The sequence below is a fragment of the Kaistella yonginensis genome, from assembly GCF_030409525.1.
Taxonomy (GTDB): domain Bacteria; phylum Bacteroidota; class Bacteroidia; order Flavobacteriales; family Weeksellaceae; genus Kaistella; species Kaistella yonginensis.
Map to the genome: position 1 here is coordinate 255510 of NZ_JAUFQB010000017.1, position 14846 is coordinate 270355.

Annotated in this window: 15 protein-coding genes and 1 pseudogene; 11 read left to right on the top strand and 5 right to left on the bottom strand. The window is 36.8% G+C overall.

The window, feature by feature from the left end:
- Nucleotides 1–33: 33 nt before the first annotated feature.
- From nadC to QWY78_RS07075, 5 genes are all read left to right on the top strand, one after another.
- Nucleotides 34–894, top strand: a complete 861-nt coding sequence (gene nadC / locus QWY78_RS07055; RefSeq protein WP_290217944.1) for a carboxylating nicotinate-nucleotide diphosphorylase — start codon at nucleotides 34–36, stop codon at nucleotides 892–894.
- A 218-nt stretch (nucleotides 895–1112) separates the two neighbouring features.
- The gene (locus QWY78_RS07060) at nucleotides 1113–4424 is read left to right on the top strand and encodes a TonB-dependent receptor (RefSeq protein ID WP_290217946.1); all 3312 of its coding nucleotides are present in this window, start codon (nucleotides 1113–1115) and stop codon (nucleotides 4422–4424) included.
- 133 nt (nucleotides 4425–4557) lie between these two features.
- Nucleotides 4558–5004, top strand: a complete 447-nt coding sequence (locus tag QWY78_RS07065) for a hypothetical protein (RefSeq protein ID WP_290217948.1) — start codon at nucleotides 4558–4560, stop codon at nucleotides 5002–5004.
- 25 nt (nucleotides 5005–5029) lie between these two features.
- A complete protein-coding gene (locus QWY78_RS07070; RefSeq protein WP_290217950.1) occupies nucleotides 5030–6022 on the top strand; it encodes an aspartate-semialdehyde dehydrogenase in 993 nt (330 codons plus the stop codon).
- Between the two features lie 78 nt (nucleotides 6023–6100).
- Nucleotides 6101–7111: a cation diffusion facilitator family transporter gene (locus QWY78_RS07075; protein ID WP_290217952.1), complete on the top strand. Its 1011-nt coding sequence runs from the start codon at nucleotides 6101–6103 to the stop codon at nucleotides 7109–7111.
- On the opposite strand, the gene QWY78_RS07080 is transcribed toward QWY78_RS07075, so the two are convergent.
- Together QWY78_RS07080 and xrtF are read right to left on the bottom strand one after the other, a co-directional pair.
- Nucleotides 7104–7529, bottom strand: a complete 426-nt coding sequence (locus QWY78_RS07080; protein ID WP_290217954.1) for an exosortase F system-associated membrane protein — start codon at nucleotides 7527–7529, stop codon at nucleotides 7104–7106. The genes QWY78_RS07075 and QWY78_RS07080 overlap by 8 nt on opposite strands.
- Nucleotides 7516–8058 carry an exosortase family protein XrtF gene (gene xrtF, locus QWY78_RS07085; RefSeq protein ID WP_290217956.1) on the bottom strand — a complete coding sequence of 181 codons (543 nt, stop codon included), beginning with the start codon at nucleotides 8056–8058 and terminating at the stop codon, nucleotides 7516–7518. The genes QWY78_RS07080 and xrtF overlap by 14 nt, the downstream gene beginning before the upstream one ends.
- A gap of 53 nt (nucleotides 8059–8111) precedes the next feature.
- Here xrtF and QWY78_RS07090 point away from each other — a divergent pair, with 53 nt between their 5' ends.
- The 6 genes and pseudogenes from QWY78_RS07090 to QWY78_RS07115 all read left to right on the top strand — a co-directional run bounded on the left by QWY78_RS07090 (nucleotide 8112) and on the right by QWY78_RS07115 (nucleotide 12229).
- Complete coding sequence (locus tag QWY78_RS07090) at nucleotides 8112–9131, top strand: aminoglycoside phosphotransferase family protein (RefSeq protein ID WP_290217958.1); 1020 nt, start codon at nucleotides 8112–8114, stop codon at nucleotides 9129–9131.
- Between the two features lie 97 nt (nucleotides 9132–9228).
- Nucleotides 9229–9633 (top strand): annotated as a pseudogene (locus QWY78_RS07095) (GxxExxY protein).
- 129 nt (nucleotides 9634–9762) lie between these two features.
- The gene (locus QWY78_RS07100) at nucleotides 9763–10191 is read left to right on the top strand and encodes a RapZ C-terminal domain-containing protein (RefSeq protein WP_290217960.1); all 429 of its coding nucleotides are present in this window, start codon (nucleotides 9763–9765) and stop codon (nucleotides 10189–10191) included.
- A 48-nt stretch (nucleotides 10192–10239) separates the two neighbouring features.
- Nucleotides 10240–10953 carry a nucleotidyltransferase family protein gene (locus QWY78_RS07105; RefSeq protein WP_290217962.1) on the top strand — a complete coding sequence of 238 codons (714 nt, stop codon included), beginning with the start codon at nucleotides 10240–10242 and terminating at the stop codon, nucleotides 10951–10953.
- A 3-nt stretch (nucleotides 10954–10956) separates the two neighbouring features.
- Complete coding sequence (locus tag QWY78_RS07110) at nucleotides 10957–11715, top strand: LOG family protein (RefSeq protein WP_290217963.1); 759 nt, start codon at nucleotides 10957–10959, stop codon at nucleotides 11713–11715.
- Nucleotides 11716–11758: 43 nt separating this feature from the next.
- Entirely contained in the window at nucleotides 11759–12229 is a 471-nt protein-coding gene (locus tag QWY78_RS07115) for a DUF6702 family protein (protein WP_290217965.1), read from the top strand.
- Between the two features lie 99 nt (nucleotides 12230–12328).
- Here QWY78_RS07115 and QWY78_RS07120 read toward each other — a convergent pair whose 3' ends face one another.
- Genes QWY78_RS07120 through QWY78_RS07130 form a run of 3 tightly spaced genes read right to left on the bottom strand, consistent with a single transcriptional unit; the run spans nucleotide 12329 to nucleotide 14754 of the window.
- Nucleotides 12329–12658: a metal-sulfur cluster assembly factor gene (locus tag QWY78_RS07120; protein WP_290217967.1), complete on the bottom strand. Its 330-nt coding sequence runs from the start codon at nucleotides 12656–12658 to the stop codon at nucleotides 12329–12331.
- Nucleotides 12655–13920, bottom strand: coding sequence for a hypothetical protein (locus QWY78_RS07125; protein ID WP_290217969.1), 1266 nt, complete (start codon nucleotides 13918–13920; stop codon nucleotides 12655–12657). Before QWY78_RS07125 ends, QWY78_RS07120 begins: the two co-directional genes overlap by 4 nt.
- Nucleotides 13921–14754, bottom strand: coding sequence for a DUF2249 domain-containing protein (locus QWY78_RS07130; protein WP_290217970.1), 834 nt, complete (start codon nucleotides 14752–14754; stop codon nucleotides 13921–13923).
- Between the last annotated feature and the right edge of the window lie 92 nt (nucleotides 14755–14846).

Sequence of the window (14846 nt, forward strand, 5' to 3'; positions counted from 1 at the left end):
TACAAACCTTGAAGGACTGTAAAAAATAAACTTATGAAAAAACCGGTTTACGTTTCGAAAGAGGCTTTAAAAAACTTTATTAAAAATGCTTTAGAAGAAGACATTCAAGATGGCGATCATTCAACCTTGGCAACGATTCCGAAAGATTTACAACAACAAGCCAAACTTTTGGTGAAGCAGGATTGTATTTTAGCGGGCGTTGAATTGGCAGAGATAATCTTTAAGCAGTTTGATAAAAACTTAAAAGTAGAGCGTTTATTGAAAGATGGCGATGCAGCAAAAGTGGGCGATATTGCCTTTTTTGTGACCGGAAGCGCACGTTCGATACTTTCTACAGAACGGTTTGTTTTGAACTGCATGCAAAGAATGAGCGGAATTGCCACGCTGACTCATGATTGGGATGCTCGATTATTGGGCACAAAAACCAAACTTTTGGACACGAGAAAAACAACGCCCAATTTCAGATTGTGTGAAAAATGGGCCGTAGCAATTGGCGGCGGAACCAATCACCGATTTGGCTTGTATGATATGATCATGTTGAAAGACAATCATATTGATTATAATGGAAGTATTACGAATGCTGTAAAAATGGCAAAAAGTTATACGGAGAAAATCAAGAAGCCTTTAAAAATAGAAGTAGAGACCCGTAATTTAGAGGAGGTAAAAGAAGCCTTAAAGGCAGGAGCAGACCGCATCATGCTCGACAATATGGACATTTCGACCATGGCTGAAGCCGTGAAAATAATTGGTAAAAAATGTGAAACTGAAGCCTCTGGAGGAATCACCAGAGACCAATTGAAAGAGGTCGCAAAAACGGGCGTAGATTATATTTCTGCAGGTGCGCTGACCCACTCCGCCGAGAACATTGATCTGAGTTTAAAGGCAGTGAAATAATTTATTGAAACTGTAATTAATGAAGGCTCTTTTGCAAAAACATGCAATTCTAAATAGAATAATACGCAAAGAATAGTATTTTTAATAGCTTGACTTACCGATAAATAGGCGAAAAATTAACAAAACTTTAAAATTTAACAATTTGTTAACGAAAGTACCATATAATTTAGATATTTTTGCAAAATATATTATCAAAAAGTATAATAAAATTAACTGATATGAATTTTAATCCACTTAAGAAAACGGTTCTTGTTGCTGCTTTAGCATTTGCAGGGTATGGTTCTGTACACGCTCAGGTTACCACGAGTAACATGTCTGGTGTAGTAACAACCATTGATGGTAAAAAAAGCACCGGAGCAACCATTAAGGCTACGCACATGCCATCAGGAACGGTTTATTCTGCTACTGCAAATTCAGCAGGAGTATTTAACCTATCCAACATGCGTGTTGGTGGTCCTTACCAAGTTGAGGTTACCTACGGTAACGAAAAACCAATGATTTACGATGATGTCTACTTGGAACTTGGTCAACCATTCGCATTGAATCCTGTATTTGGTGAAAAAACAGCAAATATTGCCGAGGTAGTATTAACAGGAACCAGTGGTAGAAACCTTAACAAAACGGGGGCTGCAACGAACATTGGTCAAAAACTAATTCAGGATCTTCCACAAAGTTCTAGAAGTATTACAGAATTTACAAGATTAACGCCCCAAGCAAACGGTAACTCATTTGCAGGCCGTGATGCTCGCTACAACAACCTTCAAATTGATGGAGCGAATTTTAATAATGGTTTTGGATTAAGTGGCAGCCCACTTCCGGGTGGTAACTCACAACCAATTTCTTTAGATGCTATACAAGAAATTTCTGTTAACATTGCACCGTTTGACGTTACACAATCTGGTTTTACCGGTGCTGGTATCAATGCCATTACGAAATCTGGAACCAATAAATTCCACGGTTCATTATATGGTTATTATAACGGTAAAGAATTGAACGGATGGAAAATTAATGGCGAAGAAATTCAAAAAGTTTCTGGTGCAAAAATTACTAATGGTTTCACCGTTGGTGGACCGATTTTACAAAATAAACTATTCTTCTTTGTAAGTGGAGAAAGAGAAACAGCTACAGGAGCTAATGCATCTGGAGCAAACCTTTGGAGAGCTTCACAAGATGGAATTTCTAATCCTGCAAATAACATTTCAAGAGTTAAAGAATCTGACCTTATTGCAGTTCAAAATCACTTGATTAACAGATGGGATTACAACCCTGGTCGCTACCAAGGTTATGCTAATGAAGCAGAGCAACAAGGAGATAAATTCTTGGCTCGTTTTGACTGGAACATCAGCGACAAGCATAAATTTGCAGTTCGTTACAATATGTTGAAAGGAACTTCAATGCAAGTTGCGAACGCTTCTTCAGGCCCAGCACCAAGATCTGCATGGGGACGTGTAAGTGATAAAGCAATGACTTTTGAAGGAGGTAATTATGGTTTTGAAAACACCGTAAGTTCTGTTACGGCTGAATTAAACTCAACGTTCAACTCTAGTATTTCCAATAAACTTTTATTTACATACTCTAAAATTCAAGATAAAAGAACTTCACCATCTGAAAAACTCTTCCCATTTGTTGATATCTGGGACGGTTCTGCAACAGGTGGAAACTACATCAGTTTCGGTACAGAATTATTTTCTTACTTAAACGATGTTGTGAATGATAACTTCTCTTTTACCAATAACTTAACCTACACTACCGGAAGAAATAACTTTACGGCAGGTATCGCTTACGAAGTTCAAAAATTTGGTAACTCGTATACCAGAATGGGAACGGGGTATTATCGATATGCTTCTGTTGAAGATTTCTTGAAAACAGGTACCGCTAACGAGGTTGCACCAATTATGTTTGGTTTAACTTATCCGTACGCAAACCAAGACACTTATTCTAGAGTAAACTTCGGATTGGCTTCTGCTTATTTACAAGACAAATTCACCGTAAATGATAAATTTAACTTTACCGTTGGTTTAAGAGCTGAGCTTCCAAACTATTTAAATGATTTAACAGCCAACCCTTCCATTGACGCTTTAAATTTATTGGATAAAAACGGAAACCCTAAAAACTACTCTTCTGGTGAATGGCCGAAATCTAAAGTTTCTCTTTCTCCACGTTTAGGATTTAATTATGACGTAATGGGCGACAGAAGCTTAACATTACGCGGAGGTACTGGTATTTTCACAGGTCGTGTTCCTTTTGTATGGTTAACCAATATGCCAACCAATGCTGGAGTTTTACAAAACACCGTAGAACCAGGTTCTTATGCTGAGGTTGCAGGATGGATCGGAAACGTAAGATTCCAGCCACAAGACATTTATTACTATGTAAGCAACCCGCCAGCAGGAGCAGGAAATGTATTCATCAACAGTCCGAAAGACGGTGCGCCAGCATCATTTGCTTTGGTTGATCAAGATTTCAAAATGCCATCTGTATGGAGATCAAGCTTCGGTGCTGACTACAAAATTCCAAATTCTGTGTTCACACTAACCACCGATATCCTTTATACGAAAGATGTAAATTCTGTTTTCCAATATGGAGCAAACAGAAAAGAATCTACGGCAAGAATGACCAATCAAGATCGAGTGTATTACCCGAATGTCGCATCTTACCAGTATAACAATAAAATCGGCGCAAACAGTGCGACTGTTTTAACAAATTCAGATACTAAAGGAACTGCATTCTCTGCAACGTTTGGTGCAAACATGAGAACATGGAAAGGGTTATCCGGCTCCGTATTCTATACGTACTCTGAAGCGAAGGAGATTTCTGCAAACGCAGGATCTAGTGCAAGTTCAGCATGGCAAGCTTCACCAACTGTTGATTCTCCGAACCAACAAGAGTTGAGTATTTCAAACTTTGCAATTCCACATAGAATTGTTGCTAATATTAGCTATAACATCAAAAACACAACAATCGGAGTGTACTATTCTGGATCAAACCAAGGTAGATTCTCTTATTACTATTCTAATGATGTGAATGGTGATGGTATTGCAAATGATCTAATGTATATTCCGAACGCATCAGAGGTGATGAAATTTGCTGATATTAAGCAAGGAGCAACCACTTTATTCACTGCACAACAACAACGTGAAGCCTTTGATCGATTTATCGCTGAAAATGGCCTAGAAGAATACAGAGGTCAAATCCTTCCTCGAAATGAGTTCTTGTTACCATGGTTAAACCGTGTTGATGTAAGAATTGCGCAGAACTTATTTACAGATATGGTTCAGAAAGGAGATAAAATAGCCATTACATTGGATGTACTAAACTTTGGTAATTTGCTGAACTCAGACTGGGGAATTCAGGATAACAACGTAAGTTCATACGGAGCAGCGGTATTAGGTAGATTTGGTACACTTTCGCCAGACCCAACTTTTACCATGTTACGTGATGGTGCAAATTTAGTAAAAGGGCCAACAAGACCTGCAAGTTCAAGATTTACAACGTGGAGCGCAATGCTTGGATTTAAATATTCATTCTAACACCACCTTCCATCTATAAAAACTGCCTTACAATTTAGATTGTAAGGCAGTTTTTTTTTGTTCATTTTAAGTTTCCATAAGCTTGACTTAATCCTCGGGATTTTTTTTATCTTTGCCCTTAACAAAAATTACTATGGATACATTTAAGATTATTACTGAAGCACACAAAGGTTTTGCTTATCTGATATTGCTTGCGGGCATTATCTTCGTGGTTGCATTATTGGTCACCATGTTTGGTTATTCCGGAAAAATCAAAAAATTATTGCGCACCTCAACTTTGATTACCATGATTTTATTTCATGTTCAATTGATCGTTGGTATTTTCATGTTGGTATTTTCTCCAGGGCTAAAAGGCGCCTTGGAAACTGGTACTTTAATGAGCAATGCAGCGGCAAGATTCTCGTATGTAGAACATCCGGTTTCCATGTTAATCGGTGTAGTTTTAATGACGATCATTAATAAATACATGAAAACCAACGAAACATTGGCAATGAAAATTGTAATTATGGGCGTAATTGCTTTTGCTTTATTTGCCTACGCTTTTCCTTGGGTGAAAGTTTTCCCATCCATGTTCGCCTAATTAACTTTAACAACAATTATTCTTAATGAAAATAGCAGTAGTCGGCGCTACCGGCATGGTGGGTCAAATCATTTTAAAGGTTTTGGAAGAACGTAATTTTCCAGTGACCGAATTAATTCCTGTCGCGTCTGTAAAATCAATCGGTAAAAAAATTATTTTTAAAGGTACCGCCTTCGAAATTGTTTCGATGCAAGATGCTTTAGACCGAAAGCCCGAAATTGCTCTGTTCTCTGCTGGTGGAATAACGTCATTAGAATATGCACCAAAATTTGCCGCCATCGGGACAACTGTTATCGATAATTCCTCAGCCTGGAGAATGGTTGCAGATAAGAGACTAATCGTACCGGAAATTAATGCAGAAGTGTTATCCAAAGACGATAAAATTATTGCAAACCCAAACTGCTCAACGATTCAGTTGGTCATGGTATTACATCCTTTAAATCAAAAATATAAGGTAAAACGCGTGATTGTTTCTACCTATCAATCGGTCACTGGGACAGGCAAAAATGCAGTTGATCAACTGAATAATGAAATCAGTGGGAATAAAGAAGGAACAAAAGTTTACCCGTATGAAATTTTCAAAAATGCCTTGCCGCAATGTGATGTTTTTGCAGAAGATGATTACACCAAAGAAGAAATAAAATTAATGACGGAACCTAAGAAAATTATGGGTGACGACAGTTTCAATATTACCGCAACCGCAGTGCGTGTGCCGGTTCAAGGTGGTCATTCAGAAAGCGTAAATATTGAATTTGAAAATGATTTCGATTTGCAAGAAGTGAAAAAAATCCTTTCTGAAACTTCTGGCGTCATTGTTTTAGATGATGTAAAAAATAACATTTATCCGATGCCTTTGTATTCGGAAGGAAAAGATGAAGTGTTTGTGGGAAGAATTAGAAGAGACCGCTCACAACCCAAAACTTTAAACCTTTGGATTGTAGCAGATAACCTTCGAAAAGGAGCTGCAACCAATGCGGTACAAATCGCAGAATACCTCTACGAAAACAAATTAGTTTAATAAAAATGCTCACAGAAAGTGGGCATTTTTTATGTATTAGAGCCTTGAAACATTAGTGATAAGCTAAGCAAAACTACCATGTCAGAAAATAAAAATATTCCCAAAACCAATTTCGCGTTCCAAAGAAATGTTGCCATCGTTGGTATTATTCTCTTTTTAGGAAAATTACTGGCCTGGCATTTCACCAATTCTGATGCTGTTTTTTCTGATGCCATGGAAAGTATTGTGAACATTATCGCGGCTTTCATGGGTTTGTATTCGCTCTACCTAGCGGCAAAACCGAAAGATGTGGATCATCCTTATGGTCACGGAAAAGTAGAGTTTGTGACTTCGGGGGTAGAAGGTGCTTTGATTATTTTTGCAGGAATCATCATTATAATCCAAGCTGTAGATTCCCTTTTACACGATAATATTCCGAAACAATTAGATTGGGGAATTTGGATTGTGGCAGCAACCGCTGCTATCAACTATTTGATGGGTCATATTTCCTACAAAAAAGGGATTAAAGAAAACTCCTTGGTTTTACAAAGTTCTGGTAAACATTTACAAAGCGACACTTTTACCACTATTGGAGTGGTCATTAGTTTAATCTTGGTTTATTATACCAAACTCTACTGGATTGATGCGGTCGTTGCCCTACTTTTCGGTGCTTACATTATGGTTGTGGGTTATAAAATCATTCGAAAAGCGTTAAGCGGCATTATGGATGAAGCCGATTTGGACCTGCTTCAGAATTTATCTAAATTCTTGAACGAAAAAAGAAAACCACAGTGGGTAGATTTGCACAATATGCGGATTCAACAGCACGGAAGCGGACTGCATATCGATGCGCATTTTACCCTACCTTGGTATTATGAACTTAGAAAAGCCCACAATGAAATGGAGGATCTGTACAAACTGATTGGTGAAAACACCGACCGAACCATCGAGTTTAATTTTCATTTGGATGATTGTAAATCATTTTCCTGCGAAATTTGCGCCTTACACGAGTGTCCGGCAAGGCAGAAACCCTTTGTGAAAAAAATAGAATGGAATAATAAAACCATCGCTCAAGTCGACAAACATTCTCTAAAAGACGACCTTAATTAACATGTTTTCGATAATAAAACAAAGGGATAATCAGCAACAAAATTAGCGGTTGAATCACAAATCTTCGCATATAAAAAGAAAAAAGATACCCGATTTCAAATTGCGTTTGAATACAGTAAAGATAGATGGGGAAAGTGATCGCAAATACAATCAACATTAAAACTACAGCTTGTAGGGTCCATTGTTTATTCTTAAAAATCAGAAAAACAACCGCAGCAGACAAAAGTAGATTAAGGCCAAACCGAAAAAGATAATTGAGGATTAAAGGCAACCAATTAAAATCCGGAAAAGGCGCGTGCTTACTGGCTAAGTGAAAATACTGTTGAAAAGGATCGTAGAAAAGTTCACCTTCAACCATCCTCACGCCGACCAATCCCAAAATTGCAACCGCCACTAAAAACCAATTAAGGATTTTCATTATGAACATTTTTTAACGCATAAAACTTAATCCAGATCAACCAAAGCACAACCACGCTGCCGTAAATAATGGCAGGAAAGAAATAATCATGTCCCATTCTAGTGTATTGCGGTAATTCAACAATCAAAATATTTAAACCAACAATCCTCAAAACATTGATGATATGAAGAAAGACCAACCCTAAAGCTGCAAAAATAAAAGTTTTAAATCCCTCATAAAAAGCAAAGATAAAAGCCAGAAACAAAATCATTACGGAAATGGCATTGCAGCCTTCAACCATACGGGAAACGTATTGTCCGCTTACATAGAACCAAGTGGTTTCATCTTCTGGTTTGCCTTCTACCATCTGCGAGGGATAGCCAAAAAGGTTTTGAAGAAAATCAGCCTGCTGCATGGCCCACGTAGAAAAAGGGTCCAAGCCGGCATTTTTAAAGGTATTTAAATAAAACTGATAGCCTAAAACAAGCACCACATATAAAATGATGAATCGAAGAAGAACTTTCAGAACAGGCTTAAAATCATTAAACATAAATACAAATATACTATTTTATAAAATACGTTTTTCCTTATCTTTGTAAAAGTATGACTGACCAAAACGCACAAGATTTTTTAGAAAAATATACTGGTGAAGCCGCACAAGAGTTTTCCACCTTAGCCCAAAGTGGTTCTGCAAGAATCAATTTTGTGGGCAAAAGCAACAACAAGAAATACCTGATTACCTTCAATGAAAATAACCGTGAAAACGAAAGCTTCTACTATTTCTCTGATTTGTTTTCTACCCTCAACATTAAGGCCCCCAAAGTTTTAAAAATCACAGAAGCGCGAAATTTGTACATACAGGAATTTCTAGGTGAAAACACCTTATCAGAGCTCATCGACAAAGAAGGGCTTACCGAAACCATAAAAAACTTAGTCAAAAAAACATTGCAGCAATTGGCTGAAGTACAGCTTAAAACAGAAAATAAAGTTGATTATTCAAAAACATTTGAATACGAAAGCTATGATGAGCTGCCGATCACCAATGATCTCTTCTATTTCAAAAGTTTTATCGCTGACGTTTTAGAAATCCCTTATCATAAATCTTCTCTTTTACTAGAATTCAAAAAATTGGTCGCCAAAATAGAAAACCTGGAACCGCAAGGTATTATGATGCGCGATTTTCAAGCACGAAATATCATGGTAAACCATAAAGATGAAATTTTCTTTATTGATTACCAAGCTGCGATGAAAGGTCCATTAATGTACGATGTTGTTTCATTTTTATTTCAAGCAAAAGCAAATTTTCCAGAAGCTTTTAAAAATGAAATGCTGGATTACTATTTCTCTTTCTGGAATGATGAAAAAGCAGCTCAACTAAAAAACTCAGTAAAGCCGATTCAACTGATCCGTTTTCTACAAGTCTTGGGAGCTTATGGTTTCCGTGGACTAATTCAAAGGAAACAACATTTTATTTCCAGCCTTGATATAGGCATTGAAAACCTAATTCAATTTTCAAATTCATGGCATGAAATGGATGAATATCCTGAGTTGAAAAATTTAATTTTGCAGTTAAAATCAGAAGAAGTGCAAAATAAAATTGCAATGATAATTGGGAAGGATTGAAAAAATAGAATTTAACCATTAAGATCTCATTAAGTAGTTAAGAAGATTAAGCTTTTTCCCTTCAGGAAAATATAGGAATAAAAAATGCGAGAAAATGATGACAAAAAAAGAAGTGACCCAGTTATCTTATGAAATTACAGGATTAGCAATCAAGGTTCACAAAAACCTTGGGCCAGGATTATTGGAAAGCATTTATGAGGAATGACTAAAATACGAATTGCTGAAAAATGGGTTTGATGTAAAACAGCAGTTTTTAGTTCCCATAATCTATGAAGGAGTGGGGGTGAGAACGAAGGTAATTGTTGATTTATTAGTAAATGACTGCATCGTAATTGAAATTAAAGCACAAGAAGAAACTTTGCCTGTACATGAAGCACAACTTCTTACCTACATGAAAATCTTAAAAAAACCTCAAGGATTATTAATTAATTTCTTCACAACAAACATTACAAAATCTTTGAAACCGCTTGTAAGTGAGTATTTCAAAGAACTAGCAGATTAATATTTAATGTAAAAATTGAATTCGGATCCAACATTTTTGACTTGTCAAAAATAACTTAATGACCTTAACCTCTTAATTAATTCTTATTGGTTAAATTGCCATTATTCAATTATAAATTTAAAATAGAACATGAGTTTAAAAATAGAAATACACAGTTTTTCCTATAAAAAAGGAGGAATCCCAAAAGACAGTTCCGGTAATGGTGGCGGCTTTGCCTTCGATTGCCGCGGAATCCTGAATCCCGGTAGAGTCGAAGCGTACAAACTTCAAACCGGTTGCGAAATCGGTGTTCAGGACTATTTAGAAACAAAAACCGAAATGCCAAAATTTTTGGAATTGGTGAAAAATATCGTTTCTATTAATATCGATAATTATATTGGGCGCAATTTTGAGCATCTTCAAATTAATTTTGGGTGTACGGGCGGCCAACACCGTTCGGTTTATGCTGCAGAAAAAACCGCTGCATTTATCCGTGAGAAATATCCACAAACAACGGTTACATTAAATCATGACGAGCAACCTCAACTTAATCAATCTCAAATAAGTACTGAGCAATAGGTAATTTATAATTAATTAACCTTTATTTAGTACTCCTTACTCATTTTTATGAAAGCACTCATCTTCGCAGCGGGAAAAGGCACCCGACTTAAACCGTTTACCGATCATCATCCAAAAGCATTGGCCTTGGTGAATGAAGTCCCATTATTAGAGAGAAATATTAAATATTTAAAACGTTTCGGGATTAATGATTTTGTGATTAATATTCATCATTATGGTGATCAAATAGCCACATTTCTGAAAAAAAATAATAATTTTAATTCTAATATTGAACTCTCTGATGAGAAAGATCAGCTGCTGGAAACTGGGGGTGGATTGGTTTTTGCAAGAAAATTCCTGGATCATGGCGAAGATTTTCTGATTATGAATGCAGATATTTTAACAGATTTGGATTTAAATTATTTCGTAGAATATCATCAAGAGCAAAAAGATTTTGCTACTTTAGCAGTCTCTGACCGAAAAAGTTCCCGAAAACTTCTTTTCAATCCAGAAATGATTCTGAAAGGTTGGCTAAATGTAGAATCTGGCGAACAGCGATTGGCAGAATTCAACAAAGGATTTAAACCTTTGGCGTTCAGTGGAATTCATTGCGTAAATCCAGCGATTTTCAGTAAAATAATAAGAACCGGAAAGTTTTCTATTATGGAAGAGTACTTAGATTTAATGAGTCATGAGCGCATTCATGGTTATGAACATTCGGCTAGGATTATTGATGTTGGAAGACCAGAATCCATAACGGAAGCTGAAAAAAATTTTAAATAAAAAATGAGCAAGATAAAAAGAGGCAAAGGAACCACGAAATTGGCTACCGGAAATGAGTTTGAAATTGACCAAAAAGTTCAAAACTCTTTTAAAGAAAAAACCTGGGACGAAACCATTACCAAAGACAGTTGGATGGTTTTTAAAATCATGGCTGAATTTGTAGACGGTTATGAAAAAATGGCTAAAATTGGGCCTTGTGTATCCATCTTTGGATCTGCCCGAATGAAAACCACAGACTCGTGCTACGAACTCGCAGTAGATATTGCCGAAAAAATTACAGAAATTGGTTTTGGAGTTATCACCGGCGGCGGTCCCGGAATTATGGAAGCTGGGAATAAAGGCGCCAGAAAAGGAGGTGGTAAATCGATCGGTCTAAATATTGACTTGCCGTTTGAACAGCATTTCAATCCTTTTATTGATAAAGGCTTGAGCATTGACTTTGATTACTTTTTTATTAGAAAAGTGATTTTTGTGAAATATTCTCAGGGCTTTATCGTGATGCCAGGCGGTTTCGGAACCCTTGATGAATTGATGGAAGCGATCACTTTAATCCAAACCAATAAAATTGGCAGATTCCCAATCGTCTTGGTTGGCTCTAAATTTTGGTCGGGCTTACTCGACTGGTTCAAAAATACCTTATTAGAAAGCGGAATGATCTCTGAAGAAGATCTGAATTTGTATCGTGTTGTAGACACCGCCGAAGACGCAGTTGCCCATATAAAGGCGTTTTACGATAAATACCAGGTCAACGTAAACTTCTAATTGGCACTATATTTGAGATTATTCATTTTACAAATTACTTATAATGAAAAAATATTTACATATTCCCTGGATTTTTGCACTGATGCTCTTGTTAAGTTTTGCTGCGGCCGACTTCTATTCATCAATGACAAAGGTTGATTATTTGGAAGCCAGTAAAACACTGAAATTCACTACCAAACTCAACACCGCCCATATTTCGGATGCGATAAAAATCAATCCAAACACCGCAGGATTTGAAGCAGAAGTTAAAAAGTACGTGAATAATAACTTCGATTTGTATGTGAATGGAGGCGCAAAAAAACTAACCTTCACAGGCAGTCAAGTGAATGGCGAATCGGTTTGGGTTTATTTTGAAGCCAGTGGCATTACGGATATCAGCACGATTAGAATTAAAAATACCATACTATTGAGTGCATTCCCAAAACAATTTAACTTGGTGAACATTGCTTATAAAGGCAACCAGAAAACCATGAATTTCCAAAGAGGAAAAGAAGTAAACGAAGTTAGTTTTTAAAACAATTATACATCATAAAGAAATCCGTCTCAGCGATAAGTTGAGGCGGATTTTTGAAATACAGAAACGTATTTCGGTAACAATTAAAAACAGTAAAATTTATCTATTATTCAGTTGCTGCATTCCTTCCGATGAAACCATATCATAATTCCATGCAGGCTCGAAAGTAAGGTCGATTTCCACTTCGTGACCGGGAAGCTCCTTCTCTAGAGCATTTTTAACTCCGGTTTGTATGGCTTCACCCATGGGACAGTGCGGTGTGGTTAAAGTCATGGTTACTTTAATGGTGTTTTCTCCGACGATTTCGAGGTCGTAGACCAAACCTAAATCAACAATGTTTACCATCAATTCTGGGTCGATTACTTCATAAAGGGCAAATTCAGCACGACTTATTTTATCGTAATTTTTATCTGTTGAATCGAGTATCATGATGTTTTATTTATTTTATGGAACATTAATTTAAAGACATTGATATTATATAAAACGGCTACAATCAACCACAATACAGCACCTATCCTGATAATCATAACCTTTTGAATGATTATCCCTAAAGCGAATACTAAAAATGCGGCAATAAAAATTCTAAATTGCCAGATGGTGATTTGCTCACTATACAAGTCTTTGGGCAGGGGCACTTTCCTTTTACCCGAAAGATTTTTATAATGATCATTCCAGATGATAAAGGGAAGCGTTTTAAAGGTCTTTCCTAAAATAATGCTGGTAATCCAACCCATGAACAGAAGCGTTCCGTAAAGCATGGCAAAGCGGTATCCACTGGAAAAATAAACTGCTGGCAAAAGCAAAATTGAAATCACCAACGCCAAAAATGAAAGAAAAGCGTGCTTCATCAACAATTCAATGCGTTTTCTTAGTCGATTTTTAAAAGTATCATATAAATAGAGAAGCCAAAAAATCACGCCAATCAAAACAATCGCCGCATAAATTAAAACCCTCGGCGATACGCCAATAAAATATCCGTCGGTAAGAAAAAGAATCAGACCAAGATTTTGAAATATAAATGCCCATTTCAGCAGATATTCTTTGGTTGATTTCCCCAACAAAAACATGGGCACCAATTTGGTACTTACCCCAGTGATCAGTTGCAAAAACCAACCTGCAAAGCCAGCGTGAGCGTGAAGTTTCAATATTTCTAAATGGTTTTGTTTAAAGAAGGGGAACTTTAAATTAATGGCCAGCAGCAAGCCGACAATTACCGTAAATAAAAGCCACAGTGCAGAACTTATTAAAAATAATTTCTGAATAGAATATTTTTTACCTATCCCACTTGTTTTTAAAACATTAAGAAGATAAAGACTGGCTGAAATCACGATCAGCGTACCACCCGAAATCATGACCCAACCTACCGTCAAATTCCAGAAATTAGCGGTCAACAGAATCATTCCTAAAGTCAAGGTATACCACACAAAAGCCGCTATTTTTTCGCTGTACAAATCCTGTTCGCATATCACGGGCAACAGTTGATGCGCTGCACCGAAAATAATCATGGTGCCCCAACCTAAAGCTGCAACATGAACCATGGATAGTAAATGAGGTGTAAAATAATGCCGTGTAAAAGATTCCGGACTGAGAACCATCAATGCGCAGAGTACAAAAAACATCACCGCTCCTGTCACATAAAACGGTAGAACTGCGCTATTTCCCGGGGCTTTGCCTATACTAATCTGTGCCATTTATTTTTTAAAGATGAGCATTTTTACATTCCCTTCTTCTCTATTATTAATATGAACTTCGTAGTTTTTATCTGCGAGCTCTTCTAACAAGAAAACCGGAACTCTTTTATGATTGATATACAAGGCGTTTCCTGAAGGAAGCTCTTCTAACTCCGCCAGAATCACTTGCATAGGACCCGGCATTTCGAGTTCACGCACATCTATTTCTTTCTTTTCTTCTGCAGCAAATTGCGCACAGATCGCTTCAAAGCTCGCAGCATCATCCATCTGTAGTTTTTCATTGGCCGTAGTTGAAGAATGTGCTGTTTCTTTTTCCTTTTTCAAGAAATAGGTGTGGAATTCTTTATCATTAATGGTTTCAACAAAGGTAGCTTCTGCTTTTTCCTGTTTTAAAAGATGAATCAAGGGAGTTGGCACAAAATTATTAATGATGCATAGAATTTTTCCAGGTTGCACGGTTTTAAAACGTCCTAATATTTCCTTTAATGGGTCTGCACCTTCGTCTATAATGGGTCGTACATCATAGAAATCAATATCGACTTGATCTGCTTGCGATAACCAAGATGGTTTTAGGTCGGTTGCAGCTTTTTCTTTATCCTTAATTTCGGTCTCCAAATTAAATCCCAACGGACGAAGAACACGCTGAAACTCTTCAACGGTGGTTCCGCCCATTTTTGCAGCTTCTGCTATGGAAACCCGTGAAGCCATTATTTTTCTCAAGATCGGATTTTTCAATTTCTCAAGAGGTTTTGCGAGAGAAGCAATTGCATCTATGCTGTTTGAATTGAGTTTAATCAGCTCAGATATTTTCGTTTTGGCGGTAATATTTTGCATAATATTTTGTTCTTATTGGTGAAGTAAATCAATTCTTCAACTATTTTGAAAACCACAAACCCATCGATAGCCAGGTCTGTGGTTGAAAATTA

What these genes read in the sequence shown, in the direction of transcription:
- nadC (WP_290217944.1), top strand. Translation starts at nt 34, where the DNA reads ATGAAAAAACCGGTTTACGTTTCGAAAGAGGCTTTAAAAAACTTTATT.
- QWY78_RS07060 (WP_290217946.1), top strand. Translation starts at nt 1,113, where the DNA reads ATGAATTTTAATCCACTTAAGAAAACGGTTCTTGTTGCTGCTTTAGCA.
- QWY78_RS07065 (WP_290217948.1), top strand. Translation starts at nt 4,558, where the DNA reads ATGGATACATTTAAGATTATTACTGAAGCACACAAAGGTTTTGCTTAT.
- QWY78_RS07070 (WP_290217950.1), top strand. Translation starts at nt 5,030, where the DNA reads ATGAAAATAGCAGTAGTCGGCGCTACCGGCATGGTGGGTCAAATCATT.
- QWY78_RS07075 (WP_290217952.1), top strand. Translation starts at nt 6,101, where the DNA reads ATGTCAGAAAATAAAAATATTCCCAAAACCAATTTCGCGTTCCAAAGA.
- QWY78_RS07080 (WP_290217954.1), bottom strand. Translation starts at nt 7,529, where the DNA reads ATGAAAATCCTTAATTGGTTTTTAGTGGCGGTTGCAATTTTGGGATTG.
- xrtF (WP_290217956.1), bottom strand. Translation starts at nt 8,058, where the DNA reads ATGTTTAATGATTTTAAGCCTGTTCTGAAAGTTCTTCTTCGATTCATC.
- QWY78_RS07090 (WP_290217958.1), top strand. Translation starts at nt 8,112, where the DNA reads ATGACTGACCAAAACGCACAAGATTTTTTAGAAAAATATACTGGTGAA.
- QWY78_RS07100 (WP_290217960.1), top strand. Translation starts at nt 9,763, where the DNA reads ATGAGTTTAAAAATAGAAATACACAGTTTTTCCTATAAAAAAGGAGGA.
- QWY78_RS07105 (WP_290217962.1), top strand. Translation starts at nt 10,240, where the DNA reads ATGAAAGCACTCATCTTCGCAGCGGGAAAAGGCACCCGACTTAAACCG.
- QWY78_RS07110 (WP_290217963.1), top strand. Translation starts at nt 10,957, where the DNA reads ATGAGCAAGATAAAAAGAGGCAAAGGAACCACGAAATTGGCTACCGGA.
- QWY78_RS07115 (WP_290217965.1), top strand. Translation starts at nt 11,759, where the DNA reads ATGAAAAAATATTTACATATTCCCTGGATTTTTGCACTGATGCTCTTG.
- QWY78_RS07120 (WP_290217967.1), bottom strand. Translation starts at nt 12,658, where the DNA reads ATGATACTCGATTCAACAGATAAAAATTACGATAAAATAAGTCGTGCT.
- QWY78_RS07125 (WP_290217969.1), bottom strand. Translation starts at nt 13,920, where the DNA reads ATGGCACAGATTAGTATAGGCAAAGCCCCGGGAAATAGCGCAGTTCTA.
- QWY78_RS07130 (WP_290217970.1), bottom strand. Translation starts at nt 14,754, where the DNA reads ATGCAAAATATTACCGCCAAAACGAAAATATCTGAGCTGATTAAACTC.